The sequence below is a fragment of the Novosphingobium sp. ES2-1 genome, assembly GCF_015169775.1.
GTDB lineage: Bacteria > Pseudomonadota > Alphaproteobacteria > Sphingomonadales > Sphingomonadaceae > Novosphingobium > Novosphingobium subterraneum.
Genome location: NZ_CP063445.1, coordinates 3038253 through 3063709, shown reverse-complemented (window position 1 = coordinate 3063709; position 25457 = coordinate 3038253). Strand labels below are relative to the sequence as shown.

Sequence of the window (25457 nt, the reverse complement as noted above, 5' to 3'; positions counted from 1 at the left end):
CTAGGCCTTCCTGCCATGACGACTTATCCGATGACTCGCCTGCGCCGCACCCGTGCCACTGCATGGAGCCGCGCCATGCACCGCGAAGTGCTGGTCACGCCTGCAGACCTGATCTGGCCGCTGTTCGTGACCGAGGGGGAGGGCGTCGAAGATCCGATCCTGTCGCTTCCCGGCGTATCGCGCTGGTCGGTTGACGGCATCGTTGCGCGGGCCAGGGAAGCGGTGGCGCTGGGCATTCCGTGCCTTGCCCTGTTTCCGAACACCCAGCCCGATCGCCGCAGCGAGGATGGCAAGGAAGCGCTCAACCCGGACAACCTGATGTGCCGGGCGATCAAGGCGATCAAGCAGACCTGCGGCGACGATATCGGTGTGCTGACCGACGTCGCGCTCGATCCCTACACCAGCCACGGGCAGGACGGCCTGATCGATGATGAGGGCTATGTCCTCAATGATCAGACCGTGGAAATGCTTGTCGGGCAGAGCCTCAACCAGGCCGCAGCCGGGGCCGATATCATTGCCCCGTCCGACATGATGGACGGCCGCATCGGTGCAATCCGCGAGGCGTTGGAAGGCGCTGGCCACATCAACGTGCAGATCATGTCCTATGCGGCCAAGTATGCCTCGGCTTTCTATGGACCGTTCCGCGATGCGGTGGGTTCGCGCGGGCTGCTCAAGGGCAACAAGAAGACCTACCAGATGGACCCGGCCAACGCCGAGGAAGCGCTGCGCGAGGTCGAGATGGATCTGGCCGAAGGTGCTGACAGCGTGATGGTCAAGCCGGGCCTGCCCTATCTCGACATTGCGTGCCGCGTGAAGCAGACCTTCGGCGTACCCGTGTTCGCCTATCAGGTGAGCGGCGAATACGCGATGATCGAGGCAGCCGTGGCAGCCGGGGCCGCCGATCGCGATGCCATGGTTCTGGAAACGCTGGTGGCCTTCAAGCGCGCGGGCTGTTCCGGCGTGCTGACCTACCATGCGGCTCACGCTGCCCGGCTTATGGGCGCCTGAAGGACCAGATGATGTATCCCGACGTTTCGATCGTCCCGCTCAACGGCAAGACCCCGCGCATCCACGAGAGCGCCTTCATTGCGCCCGGCTGCCGGATCATCGGCGATGTCGAGATCGGGCCGGACGTTTCCATCTGGTACAACTGCGTCCTGCGCGGCGACGTCAATTTCATCCGCATCGGCGCGCGGACCAACATTCAGGATGGCAGCGTCATCCACGTCGACAGCCCCGCGCCCACCAAGCCCGATGGCTTTCCGACGATCATTGGCGAGGACGTATTGGTCGGTCATCTGGCCATGGTCCACGGCTGCGTCATCGAGGATCGCGGTTTCGTCGGCCTGGGCGCGATCGTGATGAGCGATGCCCATATCGAAAGCGACGGCATGCTCGCAGCAGGCGCGATGCTGACAGGTGGCAAGCGCGTGTTGTCGCGGCAGTTGTGGGGCGGCCGTCCCGCCAAGTACATGCGCGACCTCGACGATGCGGCCATCGCCGATATGCAGCGCGGCGTGCAGCACTACGTCCGCAACGGTCAGGCGCACAAGGCGGCGGTGCTTGGCACGACCGAAGGCTGACCTGCCACCGCCAGCGGCCTTGCGCGCGCTGGTCGATGCCGAGGGGCGTCTGGCGGTGCGCGTGACGCCGGGCGCGCGCAGCGAGGGCATCGAGATCGAGCAGGGGCGCGTTGCCGTGAAAGTCCGCGCCAAGCCCGAGGATGGCAAGGCGACGGCAGCGGTCGGCGAACTTCTGGCAAGGGCGCTGGGTGTTGCGCCGTCCAAGGTAGAAATGTTGCGCGGCGCAACTTCTCGGGAGAAGTTGTTCAGGATTCCGCCAGTCTAACTTTCAGAAGGTACCCTGAACGCAACGACGACCATCGCCGCGCTCCAGACGCTGGCGATCCACAGGCATCCCATCGGCAGGCGATCCTGCAGGAAAGCGCCGAGCACGGCACCGCCCAGCAGGCCAAGCCAGAGCTGCGCCCATGACGCCCATCGGCCATCGCCTTTACCCGTGATGCGGCGTGCCAGGCCAATGCCGAGCTTGACCAGGGCGCCGGTCATGTAGGTCAGGCCGACAGTTACTTCGCCATCGCGCTGGAAAGTGTTGTTCAGCGCACCCATCGCCAACACCAGCGCCGCCATCATGAGCGTTCCGATCCCGGCAGCGCGGGCCAATGCGCCGATCACCAGTAGCGCGGTCACCAGCGCCAGCACGGCGGGTTTGCGCATCGACCCCGCACGCTCGGAAACGAGCGCGCCACCCGTCACGCCAGCGATGAAGCCGCCGATCAACAGGGCCGGAACTATCGCATCTTGCGGGGCAGTGCCAATCGCAACGCCAAGCCGTGTCGTATTGCCCGACATGAAGGAGACGAAGTAGGCCTGCGCCGAAAGAAACCCGACCGAGTCCACAAACCCGGCCATTGCGGCAAGAGCCATGGCGAATGTCCGGCGCTGGCGGTCGTTGAGGATCACGCTGCGCCTTCTAGCGCGTGTTTGCGCCGAAGGGAATCAACGGGGGAATCAGTCGCGCGCCATGCCTCGGGCCATCTGGCCAAGGACTTCGCTGAGCCCGACGGCAATTTCGCGGTCCTCCGGGGCAACATCGGCGATCGCCCGCGCCATGCAGTCGGCCCATTGCTTTGCCGTGTCGCGCGTGATCGGGAAGGGCTTGTGCATCGACATCATGCACTTGCCCGGATGCGCCTCGAACCAGTCGCGTGGACCGCCGCTCCAGCCCGCCAGAAAGCCCGGCAAGGATTCGCGCATCGGCGCAAGGTCCGGCGCATGCATGGCGCGCAGTTCTGCAAACGCAGGATCGGTTTCCATCAGGTCATAGAAACGGTCGGTGATGCGGCGCAGCGTTTCGATGCCGCCAAGGCGCTCATAAGGACTTGTCGCGGGGGCCTGGGTAGCCAAGGGATTGCTCCGGAACAGGGATCTGGAGCCTTGCTTGTGCCCCCAACCTGCGCCGACAACATTGACCGCCGTCAATCAACTGGACAATCCCTTGGCGCTTCAGTTGCGATGGGGGAGTGCCTTGGCCGCCAGTCCTGCGGCCATTCCGCCAAGGACTGCCCCGATCGCCCAGTTGGTCGCCACCGCATCCCACTGGCGATAGCGGGTCCATTCACTGCCGGTGCGGAGCGACGTCCAGGCGAGTCGCCCTAGCGCATAGGCCGGAGCGGCGAGCAACACGTTTGCCATTCTTTTCTCTCCCAGACGTTTTTCAGGAAACGGCAGGCAAGTGACTAGGTTCCGCAAGCTCAATCCGCGATCAGGCCCTTCAGCGTCTCGAGCCGGTCCGCTTCATGCGCGGGCTTGTCGCTGCGGATGCGGCTGATGCGCGGGAAGCGCATGGCGACGCCCGACTTGTGCCGCTTGCTGGCGTGGACCGAGTCAAAGGCGACTTCGAATACCAGCGACTTGTCGGTTTCGCGCACCGGGCCGAACTTCGCCACGGTATGCTGCCGCACGTAGCGGTCGAGCCATTTCAGTTCATCGTCGGTGAACCCGAAGTAGGCCTTGCCCACGGGTAGAAGTTCCGCGCCCTCGTCGGGGTCGCCGTTCCAGCAGCCGAAGGTATAGTCCGAATAGAACGACGATCGCTTGCCGCTCCCGCGCTGCGCATACATCAGCACGCAATCGATCAGCAGCGGATCGCGCTTCCACTTGTACCACAGCCCGGTCCGCCGCCCGGCGACGTAAGGGCTGTCGCGCCGCTTGAGCATGACTCCCTCGATCGCCTCGTCCCGGGCGCGGGCGCGCACTTCGGCAAGCTCGGCGAAGTCCCGTGCCTCGATCACCTGCGAGATATCGAAGCGGCCCTGGTCGAGCTTCGGCACCAGGGCTTCCAGACGAGCGCGGCGCTGCTCCCAAGCCCATTCGCGCAAGTCTTCGCCATCCTCGATCAGCAGGTCATAAAGACGTACGAAGGCGGGATAGTCGCTGAGCATAGCCTTCGACACGGTCTTGCGCCCCAAGCGCTGCTGCAGCGCGTTGAAGCTCGCCGCGCCACCACTCTCGCCACCCTGATGCACCCCGCGCACCAGCAGTTCGCCATCGAGCACGCAGGGCGTGGAAAGCGCTGCCGTCACTTCCGGGAATGTGCCGGAAATGTCGTCGCCACTGCGCGAATAGACGCGCGTCTCGCCGGCGACGTGGACGATCTGCACGCGAATGCCGTCCCATTTCCACTCGGCTGCGAACTCCGACAGCTCAAGGCTTTCCGCTTCGAGCGGGTGTGCCAGCATGAACGGCCGGAACAACGGGAGCAGGTCGGTGCGCGGAGGCGCAGTTCCGTTGGCGGCCCAATCGAACAGGGGCAGGTAAGGGGGCGCCTGTCCGTGCCAGTACTCCTCCACATCCTCGACGCTCACGCTGAACGCCTGTGCGAACGCGACCTTGGCGAGCCGCGCCGAAATGCCGATGCGCATCGCACCGGTGGCAAGCTTCAGCAGGGCATAGCGACCGTTGACGTCAAGACGGTCGAGCAGATCGGTAAGTACGCCCGGCGCGGTGGTACGTGTGGTTGCGTGCAGGGTTTCTACTACCTCCGCTACGGAAGGCGGAGGCAGCCGATCTCCCAATGGTTCCGGCCAGAGCAGGCTGGCCGTCTCGGCGGTGTCGCCAACGTAATCGCGGCTCAACGTCCACAACACGGGGTCCACCCGCTCGGCCATCAGCGAGCGGATCAGCCCGGCCTTGACTGCGGGGAAGTCCAGCCCATCGGTCAGCGCGGCCAGCGCCCAGCCGCGGTCTGGATCGGGTGTCTCGCGCATGTAGTCGGCCAGCAGCGCCAGCTTGGCATTGCGCGATGGCGTGAGGACGAGCGCGTCGAGCAGGGCGGCAAAGCGCTCCATCAGTCGTCCTCGTCCTCGTAGCCGACCAGCGCGAGGGCCCGCGCCTTGCGCTGCGTCAGTTCGCACCAGCGCAGCAGCGCTTCCTCGCGTCCGTGGGTGATCCAGGTCTCGGCCGGATTCACTTGCGCGATGGTCTGGGTCAGTTCGTCCCAGTCAGCGTGGTCGGAGATGATCAGCGGCAGCTCTACATTGCGTTGCCGCGCCCGCTGCCGCACCCGCATCCAGCCCGAAGCCATGGCGGTGACAGGGTCAGGCAGGCGGCGGCTCCAGCGGTCGTTCAAGGCAGACGGCGGGCAGATCACGATGCCGTTGGCCAGCGCCGCCTTGGGCACCCCTGCCACGGCCTTGAGATCGCCAAGATCGACGCCGTGGTCCTCATACAGCCGGCACATCCGCTCCATCGCGCCGTGGAGCCAGATCGTGTCGTGAAATCCCGCCGCGCGCAGTTCGGCAATCACCCGCTGCGCCTTGCCCAGGGCATAGGCGCCGACAAGCACGCAGCGCCCTTGATCGTTCTCGCGGGCACTGAGCAGCTTGGCCATTTCCTCGGCAATCGGCGGATGGCGGAACACCGGCAGTCCGAACGTGGCTTCGGTGATGAACACGTCGCAGGGCGTCACTTCGAAGGGCGGACAGGTGGGATCGGCACGGCGCTTGTAGTCGCCGGTCACGATCACCCGCTCGCCGGCGCGCTCGAGCAGGATCTGCGCAGAGCCAAGGACATGTCCCGCCGGCACGAAAGTTGCGCGCACCCCTCCGGGAAGGCTGATCGTCTCGCCATAGGCAACAGGCGCCGCCCGGACCGCGCTATCCGCTTCGACACCATAGCGCAGCTGCATGATCGCCAGCGTTTCGGGCGTCGCCACTGTCCGCCCGTGACCACCCCGTGCATGATCGGCATGCCCATGCGTGACCAGGGCGGTATCGACTGGCCGTGCCGGATCGATCCACACATCCGCTGGAGCGACGTGGATGCCCATCGGCTCTGCCCTGATCCACGAAAATGCCGCTGCCATGCCGGAACAATGGCGGGCTCACGGGATTCGTTCCAGATGAACCATCGCCACAGGATTGCGCGCGCGGGACAGGCGAGGTTCAGGTCACCGGGTTAGCTTTCGCCCGCCCTCAAACAGACGATCCGGGAGACTGGCCATGCTCCGCAAAAGCACATTGCTCCTCGCACCACTATGCGCCGCTGTGCTCTTGGCAGGGTGCGACGGAAAGGAGAAGGAAACCGGACCGGATGTCTCGCCGACAGCGTCGATCCCGGCGATTGCCGGGGCCGAGCCGCCGGTTACAGCGGTGCCGCCCTCGGCCAATCCGCTCGCCAGCTTCGACCGGCTCGATGCCGCGCGCGATGGGGCGATATCCAGCGCGGAGTATGCACAAGGGGCGCAGACCCTGTTCGAGATGATGGACCTGAAACAGAACGGCAATCTCGACGTCGACCAACTCCGCGCGGGCTCTGCCATGCTGGCCGAGATCGACGGCCTGACTCCGCGGGACCTGCTGGCCGTCGCCGATGCCGATGGTGACGGCAAGCTGACCCTGTCCGAATGGATGGCCTTCAACAACGCCCGATTTTCGATGATCGACAGGAATGGCGATGGCATGGTGAGCCGCGCCGAATGGGATGCCCCTCATCCCGCGCCGCCTCGGGCGCCATAAGGATGATCGAGAAGGGGCGGCACCTCGCGATGCCGCCCCTCTGCTCGTGCACAGCTCTGGAGCCTATTCGGCTTCGTCCGCACTCGGCTCTTCGGTCGCCGCGCTTCCCGCCTTGCCCTTCCTGGCCTTCTTCTTGACCAGCTTTGGCGCGGCTGGCGTCAGTTCAAAGGACAGCGCGTCCTCCTTCAGGCTGACGTGGACTTCGCCGCCATTGGCCAGCTTGCCGAACAGCAGTTCCTCGGCGAGTGGCTTCTTGACCTTCTCCTGGATCAGGCGGGCCATGGGCCTTGCGCCGTAGAGCTTGTCGTAGCCCTTCTTCGCCAGCCAGCTGCGCGCGTCGGCATCGAACTGGATGTGGACGTTCTGTTCGGCCAGCTGCAGTTCGAGCTGCAGCACGAACTTGTCGACCACGCGGCTGACGACTTCGGGCGGCAGGTAACCGAACGGCACGATCGCATCGAGACGGTTGCGGAATTCAGGCGTGAACATCTTCTTCACCGCCTCGTCACCCGCATCGGCCTTCGACACGTCGCCAAAGCCGATGCCCTGCCGCGCCATGTCCGAAGCGCCCGCATTGGTGGTCATGATCAGGACCACATTGCGGAAGTCCACCGTCTTGCCGTGGTGGTCGGTCAGGCGGCCATTGTCCATCACCTGCAGCAGGATGTTGAACAGGTCGGGGTGGGCCTTCTCGATTTCGTCGAGCAGCAGGACGCAGTGCGGCTGCTGGTCGATCGCATCGGTGAGCAATCCGCCCTGATCGAAGCCGACATAGCCCGGAGGCGCGCCGATCAGGCGCGAAACCGAATGCCGCTCCATGTATTCCGACATGTCGAAGCGCTGCAGCGGAATGCCCATGATCTGGGCGAGGCTGCGGGCAACTTCGGTCTTGCCCACGCCAGTGGGACCCGAGAACAGGAACGAGCCGATCGGCTTGTCCGCATCGCGCAGGCCGGCGCGGCTCAGCTTCATGGCCGAGGACAGCACCTCGATCGCCTTGTCCTGCCCGAAGACCAGACGCTTGAGATCGCGCTCGAGATGTTCGAGCACCTTCTTGTCGTCGCTGCTGACCGACTTGGGCGGGATGCGCGCCATCGTCGCGATGACCTGCTCGATCTCGCGGGCGGTGATCGTCTTCTTGCGCTTGTTCGGCGGCACCAGCATCTGCATCGCGCCCACCTCGTCGATCACGTCGATCGCCTTGTCGGGCAGCTTGCGGTCATTGATGTATCGCGCCGAAAGCTCGACCGCGGTCTTGATCGCGTCCGGCGTGTACTTGACCTTGTGGTGCTCCTCGAACGCGGTGCGGAGGCCCCGAAGGATCTTGATGGTGTCCTCGACGGTCGGCTCGTTCACGTCGATCTTCTGGAACCGGCGCAGCAGGGCACGGTCCTTCTCGAAGTGGTTGCGGAACTCCTTGTACGTGGTCGAGCCGATGCAACGGATCGTCCCGCCCGAAAGCGCAGGTTTCAGGAGGTTTGAGGCATCCATCGCCCCGCCGCTGGTGGCGCCAGCGCCGATCACGGTGTGGATCTCGTCGATGAACAGCACCGCGTGAGGCATCTTCTCGAGTTCCGAGACGACCTGCTTGAGGCGTTCCTCGAAGTCGCCGCGATAGCGCGTGCCCGCGAGCAGGCTGCCCATGTCGAGCGAGTAGATGACCGCTTCGGACAGCACTTCGGGCACTTCGCCTTCGACGATCTTGCGCGCGAGGCCCTCGGCAATCGCCGTCTTGCCCACGCCCGGATCGCCCACGTAAAGCGGGTTGTTCTTGGAGCGGCGGCACAGGATCTGGATGGTACGGTCCACTTCCGGGCCGCGCCCGATCAGCGGATCGACCTTGCCGTTCAGCGCCTTCTCGTTGAGGTTGACGCAGAACTGGTCGAGCGCGGTTTCCTTCTTCTGGCCCTTGGCGTCGGCCTTCTCTTCCTGCTGCTTCGGAGCCTCTTCCTCGGCGCCCTTGGGCGTGCGACCTTCGACCTGGCGGCCGCCCTTGCCAATGCCGTGGCTGATGAAGCTGACCGCATCGAGGCGGCTCATGTCCTGCTGCTGCAGGAAATAGACAGCGTAGGAATCGCGCTCGGAGAACAGTGCGACCAGCACGTTGGCGCCCGTCACGGTGTCCTTGCCCGAGGACTGCACGTGAAGGATGGCGCGCTGGATCACCCGCTGGAACCCGGCGGTCGGCTGCGGATCGGCCTTTTCCTGGGTCTTGAGCGACTGGTATTCCTGATCGAGGTACTGGCGCACCACGTCGCCAAGATCCCCAAGGTCCACGCCGCAAGCCTGCATGACCTGCGCCGCGTCCGGATCGTCGATCAGGGCCAGCAGGAGATGCTCGAGAGTCGCGTACTCGTGGCTGCGCTCGGACGCATTGGCGAGCGCGGTGTGCAGCGTTTTCTCGAGACTCTGGGCGAAACTGGGCATGTTGCGGCTACTTTCTGGCTTGCGCCGGTGGGTTCTCCGACATGGAGAGTGCACACGCGTTATTAACCCGGGCTAAACCACGTGTGAGGGTGAGAACAGATGCCTGAAAGACACCCGTATATCGCGAGATATGGTAACGCCCTTCGGCAAAGGGAAGGGCGCGCGCATTCATCCGGCTTCGCCAGTAGGGGGAGGCGTTCGAAACAGCGCTTCTGCCGCCGCGCGATGGGCGCTCGCCTTGTCGCGATGGGCGACGGTGCGCATGATCTCGAGTTCGAGCAGGCGAATGCGCTCGTTCAGTTCATCGTGCGAATAGGGGTCGAGCACTTCGGTTGCCAGCTGGCTGGCCAGGTCCCCTTTCGGGCGAGGGCGCTCATCATGGTCCATTCCGGGCAGTTTGGGCATTGCAATGCCTTGCTGTCAACGCCTTGCATGGCTAGCCAGAGGCAAATTGGTATTCACAGGGGCAACAGCGGCGGATGAGCGGCATTCCTGCAACAATGACGGCAATTGGCTGGGACGCGCCCGGCGGGCCTGAAGTCCTGCGACCGGAAAGCGTCCCGGTTCCGGTGCCGGGACCGGGGCAGGTGCTGGTCAAGGTGGCCTTTGCGGGCGTGAATCGCCCCGATGTCATCCAGCGCCAGGGCTTCTATCCCCCGCCGCCCGATGCCTCGCCCCTGCCGGGCCTCGAAGTGTCGGGGCAGGTCGTCGCGATGGGCGAAGGGGTGACCTGGCCTTTCACCGGCACGATGGTCTGCGCGCTGGTGGCGGGTGGCGGCTACGCCGAGTACTGCATCGCCGAAGCCGCGCAGTGTCTCCAGGTGCCAACCGGCCTTTCCATGGCAGAGGCTGCGGCGATTCCGGAAACCCTGTTCACTGTCTGGCACAATGTCTTCGAACGCGGCATGGCGGCACCGGGCGAGACGATCCTCGTTCACGGCGGCACCAGTGGCATCGGCTCGATGGCGGTCCTGCTCGGCAAGCTGTTCGGCGTAACGGTAATCGTCACTGCGGGCGGCCCAGAGAAGTGCCACCAGGCGCTCGAGATCGGCGCGGCCCATGCGATCGACTACAAGGCGAGCGACTTCGTGGAAGAGGTCAAGCGCATCACGGAAGGCCGCGGGGTCGACATGGTGCTCGATATGGTTGCGGGTGATTACGTGGCGCGCAATCTCAAGTGCCTCGCCGATGATGGCCGCCATGTGACAATAGCGGTGCAGGGCGGGGTGAAGGCGGAACTCAACATGGCTGAAGTCATGCGCCGCCGCCTCACGCTCACCGGCTCAACGCTGCGTCCGCGTTCAAAGGTCTTCAAGGCGGCGCTTGCGTCCGAAATCCGCGAAACGGTTTGGCCGCTCGTCGCCACCGGCGAACTGCGCCCTATCATGGACCGGACCTTTCCCCTGGCCGAGGCTTCGGCCGCCCACGCCCGCATGGAACAGGGCAGCCACATCGGCAAGATCGTGCTGGCGGTCTGAGCGCGCGGGAAATCGCACTGCGTGCGATGCCCACCCCCAACCCCTCCCGCCTGCGGGAGGGGGGATAAAGCACAGCCCTGACTCCCCTCCCGCAGGCGGGAGGGGCTGGGGGTGGGCATTGACGACAGCCAACAAAAAGGCCGCCCCTTCGCAAGGGCGGCCCCTTTTCGTGTCGGATCCAGCCGGACCTCAGCTGTCGGAAATGCCCTCGGCGCGGCGCGCGGCAAGCCATGCTGCCGCTTCGGCTTCCTGCGCGGCTTCCGATGCGGCCTTGGCCGAGGCCTGACGCTCGGCGCGCAGTTCCTCGATCAGCGCTTCACGGTCGGTGCCAAGGCGCAGCGCGGCTTCGCCGTTGTCCTCGATGCCAGCCTTCTTCGCGGCCTTGGCGACCAGCGAATCGAGTTCGCGCTGCGAACACAGGCCCAGCGTGACCGGGTCCTTCGGGTTGATGTTGCCGATGTTCCAGTGGCTGCGATCGCGGATCGCGGCGATTGTCGTGCGCGTCGTGCCGATCAGCTTGCCGATCTGCGCGTCGGAAACTTCGGGATGGTTGCGCAGGATCCAGGCGATGCCATCGGGCTTGTCCTGACGCTTCGAAACCGGGGTATAGCGCGGGCCCTTGGTGCGGCTGACGGCCAGCGGGGCACGCTGCATCTTCAGCTTGTATTCGGGATTGGCCTGGCCCTTGTCGATCTCGGCCTGGTTCAATTCGCCCGAATGGATCGGATCGCGCCCGGTGTACTTCTGCCCGGCCAGGTCGTCGGCCATGGCCTGCACTTCAAGGATGTGAAGGCCGCAGAACTCGGCGATCTGCTCGAAGGTCAGCGCGGTGTTGTCGACGAGCCAGGACGCAGTGGCGTGCGGCATCAGCGGATACGTGGGCTGGTTGCTCACGGACAATCTCCCGAAAAAAAGCGGTCCCGCAAAACGCGGATACAATAAGGGCCGCCCCTCGCGGAGCGGCCTTGAACCTCGCCGATGTAAGCCGGGAATGGCGAATCGGCAAGTTTTTGTTTGGGAACCTTAGCTGACGAGCGTCAGAGACGGCTCCTCCCCAGCGTGAACCCGATGGGCGAACCTGCCATCGACCTGCGCGCCCTGTTCGATCGTCAGCGCATCATAGCTGACATCGCCGTGGATGCGGGCGGTCTTGAGGATCACCAGTTCTCCCGCTTCGATCGAGCCATGGACCGTGCCCGAAAGCCGCGCCGACCGCGCCTTGATCGCGCCGGTGACAGTGCTCTTCTCGCCCTGCACGAGCGCGGCGCAAGTGATGTCACCTTCTACGCTGCCGTCGATGTGCAGGTCAGCAGTCGCCGAAAGATCACCCTTCACAGCGAGATCGGCACCAAGCACGGAGAATGTAGCGGCCATGGTCGTGTTACTCCCCGATGTTGTGCGCGGCGCTTCCGGCGCGGATTTCCTGAACATGCCTGTTTGCCTCAAGGAAGGGGCGCGGGTTGACCGGACGGTCGTTGATCCGCACTTCGAAGTGGAGATGGGGGCCGGTCGAGCGCCCGGTGTTGCCGATCTTGCCGATTTCCGCACCAGCGTCGACCTTCTGGCCAATGCGCGCGACCGTGCGCGACATGTGGGCGTAGCGGGTCATCAGCCCGTTGCCGTGGCTGACCTCGACGACGTTGCCATAGCCCTGCTTCTGCCCGACGAAGCTGACCGTGCCCGCCGCCGCCGCATAGATCGGCGCGCCCACGGGCCCGCGGAAATCCAGCCCGGCATGAAACGCCGCGCCGCCGGTGAACGGGTCGGAGCGATAGCCGAACCCGCTCGAGATGAACTCGAGGCTGGCCGGCAGCGTGTTGGGAATACGCCGTAGCCCCTTTTCCAGCGCGGCCATGCGTTCGAGGCTGGCGCCAAGGCGGGCAAAGCGCGGGTCGACCGACTGGTCGTTTTCGGTAAAAAGACGGATCAGCGGGCCGCCCTGCCCTTCGCGCGAGGCAGCGCGCAGCATCGCCGGGTTCAGCCCGACACGGCGGATCGCGGTTTCAGCCTGCGCCGAACGCGCATCGGCATAACGCGTCAGTCGCTCGATGAAGGCCAGCTGGCGCGCTTCGATTTCGGCGAGGCGCTTTGCCTCGGGCAATTCCATCGAGATCTTGCGCACGGTCTTCTGCGCTTCGCCGCTGCTGTCGGACACCGTGCCTTGCGGCAGGTCCCTGGGCAGTTCGCCGATCGTGCCTTCGATCGCCTTCTCGATGAAGTCCTGACGGCGATCGAGGTCGTCCGCCACACCTTCCAGCCCGCCGCGATACTTCGCCACCCGGCTTTCTGCCGATGCCACCGCCGCTTCGCGTTCCAGCAGCGCGGCATGATCGCGCGCGGCCGTGAACTGCGAGAACAACGTCACCGCCATGACCACCAGCCACAGCAATACGGCCGCAGCGATGCCACCGGCTATTGTCATCTGCAGGCGCGAGGAGATGCGGATGAAGCGGACCTGACCCTGCGAGCGCATGAAGAACTCGCGCTCGGGAAACCAGCTGCGAACGCGTGCAACCGCATTGGCCACAGCTGGCGCAGCCGCAAAGCGGGCAGGCTTTATCGATGGCACAGGCAGGCGACCCCCGTCGTTTTTCTGCTTGGTTTGGTTAATTCAGATCCCGTCGCGGCGCGGACTAGCCATCGGGTTCCCGGCTGGCGAATCCGAATCGGGCCAGACGCGCCGAGTCGTGTGAGTCCCCCGATGAATCGTTTGCAGTGGTGTAAGCAGGCGCACAATTCACGCCTTGAAAGGCTTCGACTCGCCCTTCTCGCTTCCATCCGGATGACACGCGGCAATCCCGGTGCTAGTGCGCTGCCCCATGTCCAGCCAGCCCGCACAGCAGCCCGAATCCGTGACCGATCTGGTCGAAGGCCTCGCCCGCGCCGCCCGCACGGCGCAGGGCCTGTTGGCACGCATGGATTCGCCAGCCAAGGAGCGTGCGCTCAAGCTTGCCGCCTCTGCCTTGCGCGCCGCCGAGACTGAAATCCTCGCCGCGAACGAGCAGGACATGGCCAACGGCGCAGCGAATGGCCTCACCAGCGCGATGCTCGATCGCCTGAAGCTCACGCCCGAACGTCTCGCCGGAATCGCCGATGCGGTGGAACAGGTCGCCAGTCTGGCCGATCCTGTCGGCGAAGTCATTTCAGAAGCCGCGCGCCCCAACGGCATGGTGCTGCAACGTGTGCGCATTCCCGTCGGCGTGATCGGCATTATCTATGAAAGCCGCCCGAACGTGACCGCCGACGCCGCCGCGCTCTGCGTCCGCTCCGGCAACGCCACGATCCTGCGTGGCGGATCGGAAGCGGTCCACTCCAACCGCGCGATCCACAAGGCGCTGGTCGCCGGGCTGGTCGAAGGCGGCGTGCCCGCCGATGCTGTCCAGCTCATGCCCACGCAGGACCGTGCCGCCGTCGGTACGATGCTTGCCGCCGCTGGCCTGATCGACATGATCGTGCCGCGCGGTGGCAAGAGCCTCGTCGCCCGTGTGCAGGCCGATGCCCGCGTGCCGGTCCTTGCCCACCTTGATGGCATCAACCACACGTTTGTTCATGCCGCTGCCGATCCGGCGATGGCAAAGGCTATCGTGCTCAACGCCAAGATGCGCCGCACCGGCATCTGCGGGGCGATGGAAACCCTGCTGATCGATGCGACCTATCCCGATCCGCACGGCCTTGTCGAACCGCTGCTCGATGCCGGATGCGAGCTGCGCGGCGATGCCCGCGCCCGCGCCATTGATCCGCGCATCGTGCCCGTCGCCGCCAACGACTGGGATACCGAATATCTCGATGCGATCCTGTCGGTGGCCGTGGTCGACGGCCTCGACGAAGCGCTGGCACATGTCGCTGCCCACGCCTCGGGCCATACCGATGCCATCGTCACCGAGGATCAGGCCGTGGCCGACCGCTTCCTGACCGAAGTCGACAGCGCCATCGTGATGCACAATGCCTCCAGCCAGTTTGCCGATGGTGGCGAATTCGGCCTCGGCGCAGAAATCGGCATCGCCACCGGCCGCCTCCATGCACGCGGCCCGGTCGCGCTCGAAGGCCTCACCACCTACAAGTGGCTGGTCCGTGGCTCGGGACAAGTGAGACCCTGAGGAATCCCGCTGCGCCCCTGACCGGCCTGTTCGGCGGCAGCTTCAACCCCGCCCACGGCGGCCACCGCCGCGTCACGCTCTTTGCGGTTCAGGCGCTGGGGCTTGACGAGGTGTGGTGGCTGGTCTCTCCCGGCAATGTGCTCAAGCCGGCCCACGGCATGGCTCCGCTCGAAGCGCGGCTGGCCTCGGCCCGCCGGCAGAGCCGGAATGCCCCGATCCGCGCCACCGCGATCGAGCGGGAACTCGGCACCCGTTTCACCGTCGACACCCTGCGTGCCATCAAGCGCCGCTATCCCAGACGCCGTTTCGTGTGGCTGATGGGAGCGGACAATCTCGCGCAGTTTCATAAGTGGAAGCACTGGCGGCAGATCGCGCGCGAGATGCCGATTGCGGTGATTGCGCGTCCGGGTTATGATTCGGCTGCCTTGGCAAGTCCTGCCATGGCCTGGCTGCGCCGCTGGCGCCAGCGGCCCGGACAGTTCGTCTCCGGCGCAATGCGGAGCGCTCCGGCGCTGACCATTCTTCGCTTCGATCCTGACCATCGGTCTGCCAGCGCGATTCGCGCCCACGATCCGGATTGGTCCCGCCGCTACGCACCAGCGGCCATGCGCGATGTCGTAACGCATCGCCCGGTCTCTCCGGGCCTTATCAAGCGAGGAAAATCCTGACCGCGCAACACCTTGATCCATGTTCCGCCATGGTGCGGGACATAGAAACTCTTGCGCGTTCCAACCGTTATCCCTTGACTCTTGAGCCACGGAGGCCATTTCGCGCATCATGACCAGCGTACAACCGCTGTCGGCCAATGCCGGCACCGCTCCGAAGACACCCTACACCCCCGCCGCGCTGCACGATCTCGTGCTGCAGTCGCTTGACGACGATCAGGCGCAGGAGGTGGTTTCCATCCCGCTCGAGGGCAAGAGCTCCGTTGCCGATTACATGGTGATCGCTTCGGGCCGCTCGACCCGTCAGGTCGCGGCGATGGCACAGAAGCTGGCCGAGCGCATCAAGCATGGCGGCTTCGGCCACGTGCGGATCGAAGGGCTTCCGGCGGCGGACTGGGTGCTGATCGATGCGGGCGACGTGGTCGTCCACCTCTTCCGCCCGGAAGTGCGCACGTTCTACAACCTCGAACGCATGTGGGCCTTCGGAGACGCCGGCGCGGCGTGATTCGTGACGTGCGCCCTTGGCATCCGCCAAGGGCTTGCGGCACCAGCCCACTCCCCCGGCCCGACCACTCAGAGCCTACCTGGTAAGATGATCGGGCCGGGGAAGCGGTCTGGTGCCGCTCTTGTTTTGGTTCTGGGGATTCTCACGCAGCCCATTCCCGGCTAGACCGGTCCCATGCTGCTCCACGTCATCGCCCGCGGAAAGATCGGTCGTTCGCCCGAGGCTGAGCTCGTCGAGCGTTATGCCAAGCGGATCTCGTGGGGCTGGAAGGTCACCGAACTGCCCGACCGGGGCGGCACCGTTCCTGCCCCATCGCAGACACCGTCACGCACCGTCGCGCTCGATGAACGCGGCAAGCAGCTGACCTCCAGCGAATTCGCCGCGATCCTTGGCCGGTGGCGTGACGATGGCGTGCGCGAAACGCGGTTCCTGATCGGAGCGGCTGACGGTCATGATGACCCTTTGCGCGATTCCGCCGACCTGCTGATCGCGTTCGGCAAGGCCACCTGGCCCCACATGATGGCGCGCGCCATGCTGGCCGAACAGCTGTGGCGGGCGACCAGCATTCTCGCGGGCCATCCTTACCACCGCGAAGGATAGTGGCGCCATGACGTCACGCCTTGCCTTTGTTTTTGCTTGCTTACTCCTCATTGGGGCCCTCGGCTGGCAGGTAACGGCACAGCAGGCCACGCCCTATGCCGATGCCGGTGAGGCGGGAGATGTGCTGCGTCGCGCCGGGCAGGCACTGGCGCAATCGCGCAGCCGCGCCGAACAGCTCGAACAGGCCGCACAAAAGGCGACCGCCGAGGCAGACCGCACTGCGCGCGAAGCCGCCGCTGTCGCTGCGCGCATCCAGCAGTCCGAGGCAGAGATCCAGCTGGCGCAGGCGAAGATCGTGCTGATTGACCGTCAGCGCGAAACCTTGCGCAGTCGCATGGCCGAGCGGCAGGAACCGGTCGTGCGGCTGACAGCGGCACTGCAGATGATGGCCCGCCGCCCGCTTGCCTTCAGTCTCGTCCGCGCCGATTCGGTGCGTGACACCATCCACCTGCGCGCGGTGATGGAGACCATGCTCCCCGAAGTGCAGAGACGCACCGCTTCGCTGCGTGCCGAAATCGTGCGCGGTCGCAAGCTGCAGGACGAAGCGCGCCTTGCTGCGCAGCAGTTGCGCGAAGGCGAAAAGTCCCTCGGCGCCCGCCGCACCGAACTTGCCGCCCTCGAAAGTCGCCAGCGGCTCGCATCGCGCGCGGCGCAGGGCGTTGCCGCGCAGGAATCCGATCGCGCGCTGGCCTTGGCCGAACAGACACGCGACCTGTCCGGCCTGATGGGCAGGCTCGAGGCCGACGGTGCCTTGCGCCAGCAGCTTGCCGCGCTGCCCGGCCCGGTGCTGCCGCCAGCGCGTCCGGGCGAGGTGCTCAAGGTTCTGGACGCGCCCCCGCCGCTGCTGGCCACCTCCACGCCGAAGCTCGCCTGGATCATGCCGGTCTCGGGCCGTCTGGTCTCGGGCTTCGGCGCGCAATCGCCCACGGGCCTGACCACCGGGGTCGCGCTCGCGCCTGCTGGCGGTGCGCAAGTCATTTCCCCTGCCGATGGCCGCGTTGCCTTTGCCGGGCCCTATCGCGGCTATGGCACCATCGTCATCGTCGAACATTCCGGCGGCTGGACCACGCTCGTCACCAATCTCGGTCGCGTGGCCGCGCGCGTCGGCGACAAGGTCGTGCAAGGCTCGCCTCTGGGAGTCGCCGGGCCGGGTCGCCCGGTGCTCACCGTCGAGCTTCGCCGCGATGGCACGCCGGTCAATCCGCTCGATCTGCGCGGCTGACGACGCTGGTCGAAGCAAATCCGCCGTTCGTCGACGAAACGGGCTCACCCTGTCCCAAAACCTCATCTGGTGTTAATTCAGCGCCGGTTATAGGATCGCCTGCAATGCTTGCCTCTTCGCGAAAGGCCTTTGGGCACATGAAGTTCGCCCCCCTGCTGCGCGCCACTGCGCTTGTTACCGCCGTGGCGCTGATCCCGGTGGCGACCACCGGCCTTGCCGCGGTCGACGCCAAGTCCGGCCCCGAATTCGGCAAGCTGATGGCCGTCTACGAACGGATCAAGTCGAGCTATGTCGAGCCGGTCGATGATGACAAGCTGCTCAAGGGCGCGATCGACGGCATGCTCGCCACGCTCGATCCACACAGCGCCTACCTCGATGCCCGCGATTTCGAGAACCTGCGCACGCAGACCGAAGGCTCCTACGGTGGCCTCGGCCTGTCGGTCACCATGGATGATGGCGCGGTCAAGGTCATCGCGCCGACCAAGGGCAGCCCGGCAGACCTCGCCGGCATCAAGGCGGGCGACTTCATCACCCATCTCGATGGCAAGCTGATCTACGGCGGCTCGCTCGACGAAGCGGTCGATCAGATGCGCGGGGTGCCGGGTACGCAGATCAAGCTCAGCGTCTTCCGCCCCGGCCGCGACGAACCATTCGACGTCACGATCACGCGCAAGATCATCGAACTCAAGCCCGTCGAACTCGCGATGAAGGGCAGTGTCGCGGTCATTTCGGTGTCCAGCTTCAGCGCCGATGTCGGTGCGTCGGTGCAGCGCGCCTGGAACGAAGCCAAGGTGAAGACCGGCGGCAAGGTCACCGGCCTGGTGCTCGACCTGCGCGGCAACCCCGGCGGCTTGCTGGATGAGGCCGTCGCCCTGTCGGACCTGTTCCTCGACAAGGGCACGATTGTCTCGCAGCGTGGCCGCTACGCCCGCGATACCGAGGTCTATCCGGCGGAGATCGACACCAAGGGCGATATCGCCAAGGGCGTGTCGATGATCGTGCTGATCGACGAAGGCTCGGCATCGGCTTCGGAAATCGTTGCAGGGGCCCTGCAGGATCAGCACCGCGCCGTGGTCATGGGCCAGCGCAGCTTCGGCAAGGGCAGCGTGCAGACGCTGATCCCGCTCACCCGCGATACTGCGGTCAAGCTCACCACTGCGCGCTATTACACGCCTTCGGGCCGCAGCGTGCAGGAAGGCGGCATCGATCCGGACATCACCGTGCCGCAGATCTCCGACCCCGACCTGCGCAAGCGCCAGCTGCGCTCCTACCGCGAGAGCGACCTGCGCGGCCACCTGATCAACGAGATCAAGCTTGAGGACAAGGACCTCGAGAAAGACAAGATCGAGGACCCGCGCTTCAAGATGACGCCCGAGGAACTGAAGGCAAAGGACATCAAGGATTTCCAGCTGTACTACGCCGTGCAGACCCTCAATCGGACCCAGCCGAGCGCGGCGCTTGCAGCAAAGATGAAGCGCTAATAGAGCTCGCGGCATGACCTCGCAGCAGTCCCGTAACGCCGCCTACGCGCTTGCCCTGATCGTGCCCGCCGCGCTGATGGGCGGGGCGCTGATCTCGCAATACGTGTTCGGGCTCTACCCGTGCCAGATGTGCTGGTGGCAGCGCTACCCGCACATCGCCGCCATCGTGCTGGCGCTCCTGGCGCTGACGATGAAAGGGAAGGGCTCCGGCGATCTTGCGGTGACGCTCGCCGCCACGGCCATCGGCATTTCCGGCCTGATCGGCGGCTTCCATGCCGGTGTCGAATACGGCTGGTGGGAAGGCGTCACCGCCTGTTCCACCGTCGCGGGCGGCGGCAATCCTTTGGATGCGATCATGAATGCCCCGGTCGTGCGCTGTGACGTGGCACCTTGGTCCATGTTCGGAATCAGCCTCGCCGGGTTCAACTTCCTGATCTCAGTTGCAGGCGCGATCCTTGTATTCGCGCTGCTCGGCAAAAGCCGCAAGGGAGCGTGAGATGACCAAATTCGCCGAAATGCTGCGCGTCGATCAGGCCGGCGAATTCGGCGCAACGCGGATCTACGCAGGCCAGCTTGCCGTCATGGGCAACCGCGCCCCGCATTCGGCGGAAATCGCCGCAATGGCCGAGCAGGAAGCCGGGCACCGCGCGAAGTTCGATGCCCTGATCGCCCAGCGCGGCGTGCGACCGACTGCGCTCCAGCCGGTATGGTCGGCAGCAGGCTTTGCTCTCGGCGCCGCAACCGCCCTGATCGGCCCCGAAGCCGCCATGGCCTGCACCGCCGCGATCGAGACCGAGATTGACCGGCACTACACCGAACAGCTTGAGGAACTGGGCGACGAGGACCCGGAACTCGCCGCGATGATCCGCGAATTCCGCGATGACGAGCGCGAGCATCGCGATGCCGCGCTGGCGGCTGGCGCAGAAAAGGCGCCTGCCTATCCCGTGCTGTTCCACGCCATCCGCCTCGGCTGCCGCGCCGCCATCGCGCTTTCCAAGCGGATTTGATCCAGCGCAGGGAACTGCGCGCCTTCATCTACCATTCACAGGCAGCGCGCCCTATATCGGGGCAAGCCTGACCGGAGACCCATGATGAAGCGCCTGATTCCTGCCGCCCTGCTGCTGTCCAGCGCCTTTGCCGCTCCGGCGCTTGCCCAGGCGGACCAGCCGCTGGTCGATCCCTCGGGCGAGAAGGTGAACCAGCTGATCGTCTATGGCGACGATCCGTGCCCCAAGTCCGAAGGCAGCACGATCACCGTCTGCGCGCGCAAGGAAGAGGAAGAACGCTTCCGCATTCCCAAGGCGCTGCGCGACAACCCCAATGCCACGGTCAACCAGGCGTGGAGCCAGAAGGTCCGCGCCTATGAGACTGTCGGCAACTTCGGCACCAACTCGTGTTCGGCCGTGGGCGCTGGCGGCGCCACCGGCTGCCTTGCCCGCCTGATCGACCGCGCCTATGCCGAGAAGAGGAATAGCTCCGATGTCCAGTTCGGCAAGCTGATCGAGGAAGAACGCGCCAAGCGGCTCGAGACCATCGACGCCGATGCCGCCGCCGAACAGGCGCGGGTCGAGCAGATCGAGAAGGAATACGAAGCAAGGCTGAAGCGCGAACGGGAGCAAGCCGGCGAGCAGGCTCCGGCCACTTCCGCACCCGCGCAGCCGTAACAGCCCACCCCGCTGCAACTAACGCCAGCTGCGCTGACGTAAGTCTCGCGGCCCTCCCGCTTGCGGGAGGGCGTGTTGCCGTGCTGCGTTGTTCTCCCCTCCCGCAGGCGGGAGGAGTTAGGGGGTGGGCACCGGCGACAGCCGGTAAATTCACCCCAGCGCAATATCCGGCGCGTCTTCCTGCTTCATGCCGACAGTGTGATAGCCGGCATCAACGTGATGCGTCTCGCCAGTCACGCCCGATGACAGGTCGGACAGCAGGTAGAGGCCCGCACCGCCCACGTCCTCGATCGTCACGTTGCGGCGCAGCGGGCTGTTCAGTTCGTTCCATTTGAGGATGTAGCGGAAGTCGCCGATGCCGCTGGCGGCCAGCGTCTTGATCGGGCCGGCCGAAATCGCGTTCACGCGCACGCCCGATGGTCCGCAATCGTTGGCGAGGTACTTCACGCTGGTTTCCAGCGCCGCCTTGGCCACGCCCATCACGTTGTAGTGCGGCACGACTTTTTCCGCGCCGTAATAGGTCAGCGTCAGGATCGACCCGCCGTTCGGCATCATCTCCATGGCCCGCTTGGTCACCGCCACGAGGCTGTAGGCCGAGATGTTCATGGTCATCAGGAAGTTGTCGAGCGTGGTGTCGTAGAACTTTCCACGCAGCTGGTTCTTGTCGGAATAGCCGATGGCGTGGACGATGAAGTCGATCGTCGGCCACTTCGCCTTCAGTGTTTCGAACGTCTGGTCGAGCGCGGCCATGTCGGACACGTCGCATTCGATCAGGAAATCGCTGCCAAGGCTCGCGGCCAGCGGGCGCACGCGCTTCTCCAGCGCTTCGCCCTGGTAGGAAAAGGCCAGTTCTGCGCCGTGTTCGTGAAGCTGCTTGGCAATGCCCCAGGCGAGCGACTTGTCATTGGCGAGGCCCATGATCAGGCCGCGCTTGCCTTGCATAAGTCCAGTCATGCGTCAGTGTTCTCGCTTCTTATCTCGTTCCCGGCGCTCGTGCGCGATGCGCGTGCGCGATTGTCAGCCTGGCCCAGCATGTCGCGCTCCTCCGGTGTTTCGGCAAGTGCGGCGTTGAGTTCGGCCCCCACCACCATCCCTAAGCCCACCAGCCAGAAAAAGAAAAGGGCGATCATCACTCCGGCAAGGCTTCCGTAGGTGAGATCGTACGAAAAGAACGTGCGCAACGCGGTGGGCAGCAGCGTCGTGACCAGGATCCACCATCCCGTGACAAACAGCGCCCCCGGCCATTTCGGGTAGCCGCGCCCGCGATAGGCGCCGGGCGTCAGCGAAATGAACAGCAGCCACAGCGCGCCATAAAGAACCACGGCGGGAATGAAGCGCGAAAGGGCCAGGCTGCCGAGGATATCTGCGAATTGCGGCAACCATGCCTCGATCACTTCCTGCGCAGCGCCGATCAGGACCTGTGCGAAAATGGCGAAGAGAATGAGGACGACCGACGCCAGCGTGATTCCGGTCGATGCCAGCCGGTATCGCCAGAAGGCATGTTCCCAGCGCGTGCCATAGGCGCGGCGCAGGATGTCCCGGATCGTCTCGACCAGACTGCCCACTGTCCACAGGCCGAAGATTCCGCCGATCCACAGGAGCCAGCCGGTACGCGCTTCGATCACGCTGCGGGCAACCGGTTCGATGGTCGTCGCAACGACCGGAGGCAGGGCGATGAGCACCGTATCGATTGCGGCCGCGCGCTGGCTCGCCTCGCCGATAAACGAGAACAGCGCGGCCCCGGTAATGAAGAACGGGAACAGCGCGATGACGATCATGTAGGCAAGATTGCCGGCATGGATCGACCCGTCATTGAAGACGCCGGTCCACACGCGCTTGATCACTTCCCAGGCCCTGCTCCCCGGGCCCAGTCTTTCGCGGGCCTCGGCAAGTCCGGAGCGCCAGCGCAGCGCTTCGCGCCGCCGTGCTTCGGGCGAAAGATCCGGCATGTCGACAAGCGGGCGGGGCCCCGGCGGGGTCTGGCCGGGAGCGTTCACTCAGACACCAAGCTTGTCACGAAGGTTGCGCATGTCCGCCCAACCCTCGAGACGTGCTTTCAGGTCCCCGTCATCGGCAGGAATGTCGATCTGCAGCGTCACCAGCTGGTCGCCGCGGGTGCCATCCTTGCGGGTGAAGCCCTTGCCCTTGAGGCGCAGCGTCTTGCCACTCGAACTGCCCGGAGCCACGGTCAGCATGACGGCGCCATCGACTGTCGGCACCTTGACCTTTGCTCCGTTCAGCGCCTCGGCAAGGCTGATCGGCAGGTCGAGCCGGATATTGTCGCCATCGCGTTCGTAGAAGGGGTGGCTGCCGATCTCGATAGTGACGATGGCGTCGCCGTTGCCGCCGGGGCCGGGTTCGCCCTTGCCGCCCAGCCGCATCTGCTGGCCGCTCTCCAGCCCTGCAGGCAGCTTCAGGTCGATGGTCTTGCCGTCCGACAGGGTGATGCGCTGGTTGGCGCGCGTCGCTGCATCGACGAACGAGACCTGCAGGCGGTAGTTCACATTGGCGCCCTTGGGCGGAGGACCGCGGCGCGCCCCGCCACCCATTCCACCCATTCCACCCATTCCGCCGCGACCGCCGAACAGTCCTTCGAAGATGTCGCCGATATCGACTCCCTCGGCGCCGCCGAAGCCGCCTTCGAAGCCGCCGTCATGGCGGAAACCGCCCTGGTGCCCGCGAAAGCCGCCGCCTCCGCCGAAGCCACCGCCGAACGGGCCGGTCGGATTGCCTTCTGCGTCGATCTCGCCACGATCGAACTTGGCCCGCTTGTCCTTGTCGGACAGCAGGTCATAGGCGCGGGTCACTTCGGAAAAGCGCTCCGCCGCCTTGGGGTTGTCCTTGTTGGTGTCCGGGTGCAGTTCCTTGGCCAGCTTGCGATAGGCGGACTTGATGTCCTTCTCGCTTGCGTTGCGCGGAACCCCCAGGGTGGAATACGGATCGGCCATGGCACTCTAGCTAGGATTTGCAAGCGTTGCCCGCAAGGTTGCCTTTCCTACATCGCAGCAGAAGAGTAGGCCGGTCTCCATGCAATTGATCCCGGTCATGGAAAACCGCTCCCGCCATGCCAGACACCTCATGAAGGCAGGGAGCCCGGCCGTTCAGAAAACCCCGCCGGAAAGTTTTCTCTGGACTGTGTAAACCCCGTAAACCCCTTTCAGGAAATTCCAGTGCAACCTGAACAGACTTCCGACGCGATCCCCCATGCCGATCCGCTCGCGATCTTCGAATCGTGGTATGCTCAGGCGCAGGCCAGCGAGCCCAATGATCCCAACGCCATGGCGCTGGCGACATCTACGCCCGACGGCCATCCCTCGGTGCGCATGGTGCTGCTCAAGGGCCACGGCCCGGACGGCTTCGTGTTCTACACCAACTTCCACAGCCGCAAGGGCGGCGAACTGGCGGCAAATCCCCACGTCGCGCTGCTGTTCCACTGGAAATCGCTGCGCCGCCAGATCCGCATCGAGGGTTCGATTGCCGAAGTCACGGCTGCCGAGGCCGATGCCTATTTCGCCAGCCGCCATCCCGAATCGCGCCTTGGCTCGGCCGCATCGGACCAGTCGCGCCCGCTGCCGGACCGTCAGGTCTACCTCGACCGGGTCGATGCGTTGCGGCAGCGCTATCCCGATGGCAACGTGCCGCGCCCGGCGCACTGGTCGGGCTACCGCGTAACCCCTGTCGCAATCGAGTTCTGGCAAGACCGCGATTACCGCCTGCACGAACGTCGCCGCTTCGTGGCCGACGGAGCAGGCGGCTGGACCAGCACCCTGCTTTACCCCTAAGGCACCCGCCATGGACATGACCCGCGCCGACACCCACGCCGACCTCAACCGCAAGGCTGCGCTTGCCAGCATTTCGGTGGCGGTGCTTCTCGTCGGCATGAAGGCGTGGGCAGTGCTCTCGACCGGGTCGACCGCCATGCTCGGCAGCCTTGCCGATACCGCGCTCGATCTGGTGGCGAGCCTTGCCACCCTGCTCGGCGTGTGGGTCGCCTCGCAGCCTGACGACCACAACCACCGCTTCGGGCATGGCAAGGCCGAAGCGCTGGCGGCGATGTTCCAGGTCGTGCTGATCTCGATCTCGGCCATCGGCCTTGCCTTCCGTGCGGTCGGGCAGTTCCTCGGGCAGGCGCAAGTGGCCGAGGCGGAGTCGGGCGTCGTTGTCTCGACCATCGCGCTCGGCGCGACCCTGGCACTGCTGGCCTACCAGCGCCACGTCATCCGGCAGACCGGCAGCCTGGCGATCAGCACCGACAATGTGCACTACAAGTCCGACCTGTTCCTCAACCTCGCGGTCATCGCTGCGCTGGTGCTCGACACTTATGTAGGCATCAAGGGTGCCGACGCGGTGTTCGCATTCGGCATCGCGCTATGGCTGGCGTGGGGCGCGTGGGGCGCATCGCAGGAAGCCGTCGATCAGCTGATGGACCACGAATGGCCGCTCGAGAAGCGCGAACGTTTTCTCGAAGTCGTCGCCCAGCACCCTGAGCTCAAGGGCCTGCACGACTTGCGCACCCGCACCAGCGGCAACCGCGATTTCGTCCAGTTCCACGTCTGGGTCGACGGACGCATGACCGTGACCGAGGCGCACCGTGTTATGGACGAGATCGAGGACAAGCTGATGGCGGAGTTCCCCGGCGTCGAGATCCTCATCCACCCAGACCCCGAAGGGCTGGTCGACGAGGACATGATGGGCGCCGAGAACCTGCTCAGCCCCGGTCCCGATGGCACCAGCCCGGCCATCCTCGCACAGGGTGCGCCGAACACTTGAGGACAGCCGC

29 protein-coding genes are annotated in these 25457 nt (G+C 65.3%); 16 read left to right on the top strand and 13 right to left on the bottom strand.

Annotated features, from left to right (window positions below; all coding sequences use genetic code 11):
• Positions 1-15 precede the first annotated feature (15 nt).
• Genes hemB through IM701_RS14965 form a run of 3 tightly spaced genes read left to right on the top strand, consistent with a single transcriptional unit; the run spans position 16 to position 1848 of the window.
• The gene (hemB, locus tag IM701_RS14975) at positions 16-1008 is read left to right on the top strand and encodes a porphobilinogen synthase (RefSeq protein WP_039333282.1); all 993 of its coding nucleotides are present in this window, start codon (positions 16-18) and stop codon (positions 1006-1008) included.
• Positions 1009-1019: 11 nt separating this feature from the next.
• Entirely contained in the window at positions 1020-1583 is a 564-nt protein-coding gene (locus IM701_RS14970; protein ID WP_039333376.1) for a gamma carbonic anhydrase family protein, read from the top strand.
• A complete protein-coding gene (locus IM701_RS14965; protein WP_193827364.1) occupies positions 1564-1848 on the top strand; it encodes a DUF167 domain-containing protein in 285 nt (94 codons plus the stop codon). Before IM701_RS14970 ends, IM701_RS14965 begins: the two co-directional genes overlap by 20 nt.
• On the opposite strand, the gene IM701_RS14960 is transcribed toward IM701_RS14965, so the two are convergent.
• The 5 genes from IM701_RS14960 to IM701_RS14940 all read right to left on the bottom strand — a co-directional run bounded on the left by IM701_RS14960 (position 1845) and on the right by IM701_RS14940 (position 5886).
• The gene (locus IM701_RS14960; protein ID WP_193827363.1) at positions 1845-2483 is read right to left on the bottom strand and encodes a YoaK family protein; all 639 of its coding nucleotides are present in this window, start codon (positions 2481-2483) and stop codon (positions 1845-1847) included. The genes IM701_RS14965 and IM701_RS14960 overlap by 4 nt on opposite strands.
• Before the next feature lie 48 nt (positions 2484-2531).
• Positions 2532-2927 (bottom strand): group II truncated hemoglobin, encoded by a 396-nt coding sequence (locus tag IM701_RS14955; protein WP_193827362.1) that lies wholly within the window; start codon positions 2925-2927, stop codon positions 2532-2534.
• 99 nt (positions 2928-3026) lie between these two features.
• Positions 3027-3215: a hypothetical protein gene (locus IM701_RS14950; RefSeq protein ID WP_193827361.1), complete on the bottom strand. Its 189-nt coding sequence runs from the start codon at positions 3213-3215 to the stop codon at positions 3027-3029.
• A gap of 59 nt (positions 3216-3274) precedes the next feature.
• Positions 3275-4870 carry a cisplatin damage response ATP-dependent DNA ligase gene (locus IM701_RS14945; RefSeq protein ID WP_193827360.1) on the bottom strand — a complete coding sequence of 532 codons (1596 nt, stop codon included), beginning with the start codon at positions 4868-4870 and terminating at the stop codon, positions 3275-3277.
• Positions 4870-5886 (bottom strand): ligase-associated DNA damage response exonuclease, encoded by a 1017-nt coding sequence (locus IM701_RS14940; RefSeq protein ID WP_193827359.1) that lies wholly within the window; start codon positions 5884-5886, stop codon positions 4870-4872. The genes IM701_RS14945 and IM701_RS14940 overlap by 1 nt, the downstream gene beginning before the upstream one ends.
• 136 nt (positions 5887-6022) lie before the next feature.
• Between IM701_RS14940 and IM701_RS14935 the strand changes: the two genes are divergently transcribed.
• Positions 6023-6538 (top strand): EF-hand domain-containing protein, encoded by a 516-nt coding sequence (locus IM701_RS14935; RefSeq protein WP_082013320.1) that lies wholly within the window; start codon positions 6023-6025, stop codon positions 6536-6538.
• A gap of 63 nt (positions 6539-6601) precedes the next feature.
• Here the strand turns inward: IM701_RS14935 and clpA are convergent, their stop codons facing one another.
• On the bottom strand, positions 6602-8965 hold the full coding sequence (gene clpA, locus IM701_RS14930; protein ID WP_193827358.1) for an ATP-dependent Clp protease ATP-binding subunit ClpA: 2364 nt from the start codon (positions 8963-8965) through the stop codon (positions 6602-6604).
• Positions 8966-9133: 168 nt separating this feature from the next.
• Positions 9134-9370: a DUF1192 family protein gene (locus tag IM701_RS14925; protein ID WP_370584333.1), complete on the bottom strand. Its 237-nt coding sequence runs from the start codon at positions 9368-9370 to the stop codon at positions 9134-9136.
• A 74-nt stretch (positions 9371-9444) separates the two neighbouring features.
• On the opposite strand from IM701_RS14925, the gene IM701_RS14920 reads away from it, so the two are divergent.
• Positions 9445-10443, top strand: coding sequence for an NAD(P)H-quinone oxidoreductase (locus tag IM701_RS14920; protein ID WP_193827357.1), 999 nt, complete (start codon positions 9445-9447; stop codon positions 10441-10443).
• Between the two features lie 189 nt (positions 10444-10632).
• Here the strand turns inward: IM701_RS14920 and IM701_RS14915 are convergent, their stop codons facing one another.
• The 3 genes from IM701_RS14915 to IM701_RS14905 all read right to left on the bottom strand — a co-directional run bounded on the left by IM701_RS14915 (position 10633) and on the right by IM701_RS14905 (position 12916).
• Positions 10633-11337 carry a DUF1013 domain-containing protein gene (locus tag IM701_RS14915; protein ID WP_039337814.1) on the bottom strand — a complete coding sequence of 235 codons (705 nt, stop codon included), beginning with the start codon at positions 11335-11337 and terminating at the stop codon, positions 10633-10635.
• 129 nt (positions 11338-11466) lie between these two features.
• The gene (locus tag IM701_RS14910; RefSeq protein ID WP_193827356.1) at positions 11467-11817 is read right to left on the bottom strand and encodes a polymer-forming cytoskeletal protein; all 351 of its coding nucleotides are present in this window, start codon (positions 11815-11817) and stop codon (positions 11467-11469) included.
• Between the two features lie 7 nt (positions 11818-11824).
• Complete coding sequence (locus tag IM701_RS14905) at positions 11825-12916, bottom strand: M23 family metallopeptidase (protein WP_193828478.1); 1092 nt, start codon at positions 12914-12916, stop codon at positions 11825-11827.
• 346 nt (positions 12917-13262) lie between these two features.
• On the opposite strand from IM701_RS14905, the gene IM701_RS14900 reads away from it, so the two are divergent.
• The 9 genes from IM701_RS14900 to IM701_RS14860 all read left to right on the top strand — a co-directional run bounded on the left by IM701_RS14900 (position 13263) and on the right by IM701_RS14860 (position 20677).
• On the top strand, positions 13263-14540 hold the full coding sequence (locus tag IM701_RS14900) for a glutamate-5-semialdehyde dehydrogenase (RefSeq protein WP_193827355.1): 1278 nt from the start codon (positions 13263-13265) through the stop codon (positions 14538-14540).
• On the top strand, positions 14504-15208 hold the full coding sequence (locus tag IM701_RS14895; RefSeq protein ID WP_230487729.1) for a nicotinate-nucleotide adenylyltransferase: 705 nt from the start codon (positions 14504-14506) through the stop codon (positions 15206-15208). Before IM701_RS14900 ends, IM701_RS14895 begins: the two co-directional genes overlap by 37 nt.
• Before the next feature lie 109 nt (positions 15209-15317).
• Positions 15318-15710, top strand: coding sequence for a ribosome silencing factor (gene rsfS, locus IM701_RS14890; RefSeq protein WP_039337819.1), 393 nt, complete (start codon positions 15318-15320; stop codon positions 15708-15710).
• A gap of 174 nt (positions 15711-15884) precedes the next feature.
• On the top strand, positions 15885-16310 hold the full coding sequence (locus IM701_RS14885; protein ID WP_193827354.1) for a 23S rRNA (pseudouridine(1915)-N(3))-methyltransferase RlmH: 426 nt from the start codon (positions 15885-15887) through the stop codon (positions 16308-16310).
• A gap of 7 nt (positions 16311-16317) precedes the next feature.
• Complete coding sequence (locus IM701_RS14880; protein ID WP_193827353.1) at positions 16318-17532, top strand: murein hydrolase activator EnvC; 1215 nt, start codon at positions 16318-16320, stop codon at positions 17530-17532.
• 137 nt (positions 17533-17669) lie between these two features.
• Positions 17670-19013, top strand: coding sequence for a S41 family peptidase (locus tag IM701_RS14875; RefSeq protein ID WP_193827352.1), 1344 nt, complete (start codon positions 17670-17672; stop codon positions 19011-19013).
• A 13-nt stretch (positions 19014-19026) separates the two neighbouring features.
• Positions 19027-19509, top strand: a complete 483-nt coding sequence (locus IM701_RS14870; RefSeq protein WP_193827351.1) for a disulfide bond formation protein B — start codon at positions 19027-19029, stop codon at positions 19507-19509.
• 1 nt (position 19510) lies between these two features.
• A complete protein-coding gene (locus IM701_RS14865) occupies positions 19511-20020 on the top strand; it encodes a demethoxyubiquinone hydroxylase family protein (protein ID WP_039337828.1) in 510 nt (169 codons plus the stop codon).
• Positions 20021-20104: 84 nt separating this feature from the next.
• Complete coding sequence (locus tag IM701_RS14860; protein ID WP_370584332.1) at positions 20105-20677, top strand: hypothetical protein; 573 nt, start codon at positions 20105-20107, stop codon at positions 20675-20677.
• 150 nt (positions 20678-20827) lie between these two features.
• Here the strand turns inward: IM701_RS14860 and fabI are convergent, their stop codons facing one another.
• The 3 genes from fabI to IM701_RS14845 are packed head-to-tail and all read right to left on the bottom strand — an operon-like array spanning position 20828 to position 23625.
• On the bottom strand, positions 20828-21631 hold the full coding sequence (gene fabI / locus IM701_RS14855; RefSeq protein ID WP_039337829.1) for an enoyl-ACP reductase FabI: 804 nt from the start codon (positions 21629-21631) through the stop codon (positions 20828-20830).
• Entirely contained in the window at positions 21628-22626 is a 999-nt protein-coding gene (locus IM701_RS14850) for a YihY/virulence factor BrkB family protein (RefSeq protein ID WP_193828476.1), read from the bottom strand. Before IM701_RS14850 ends, fabI begins: the two co-directional genes overlap by 4 nt.
• A gap of 48 nt (positions 22627-22674) precedes the next feature.
• Positions 22675-23625, bottom strand: coding sequence for a DnaJ C-terminal domain-containing protein (locus tag IM701_RS14845; RefSeq protein ID WP_193827349.1), 951 nt, complete (start codon positions 23623-23625; stop codon positions 22675-22677).
• Positions 23626-23847: 222 nt separating this feature from the next.
• Here IM701_RS14845 and pdxH point away from each other — a divergent pair, with 222 nt between their 5' ends.
• Both pdxH and IM701_RS14835 read left to right on the top strand, forming a co-directional pair.
• Positions 23848-24459 carry a pyridoxamine 5'-phosphate oxidase gene (pdxH, locus tag IM701_RS14840; RefSeq protein ID WP_062343477.1) on the top strand — a complete coding sequence of 204 codons (612 nt, stop codon included), beginning with the start codon at positions 23848-23850 and terminating at the stop codon, positions 24457-24459.
• A 10-nt stretch (positions 24460-24469) separates the two neighbouring features.
• Positions 24470-25447: a cation diffusion facilitator family transporter gene (locus tag IM701_RS14835; RefSeq protein ID WP_039337833.1), complete on the top strand. Its 978-nt coding sequence runs from the start codon at positions 24470-24472 to the stop codon at positions 25445-25447.
• The last annotated feature ends 10 nt before the right edge of the window (positions 25448-25457 follow it).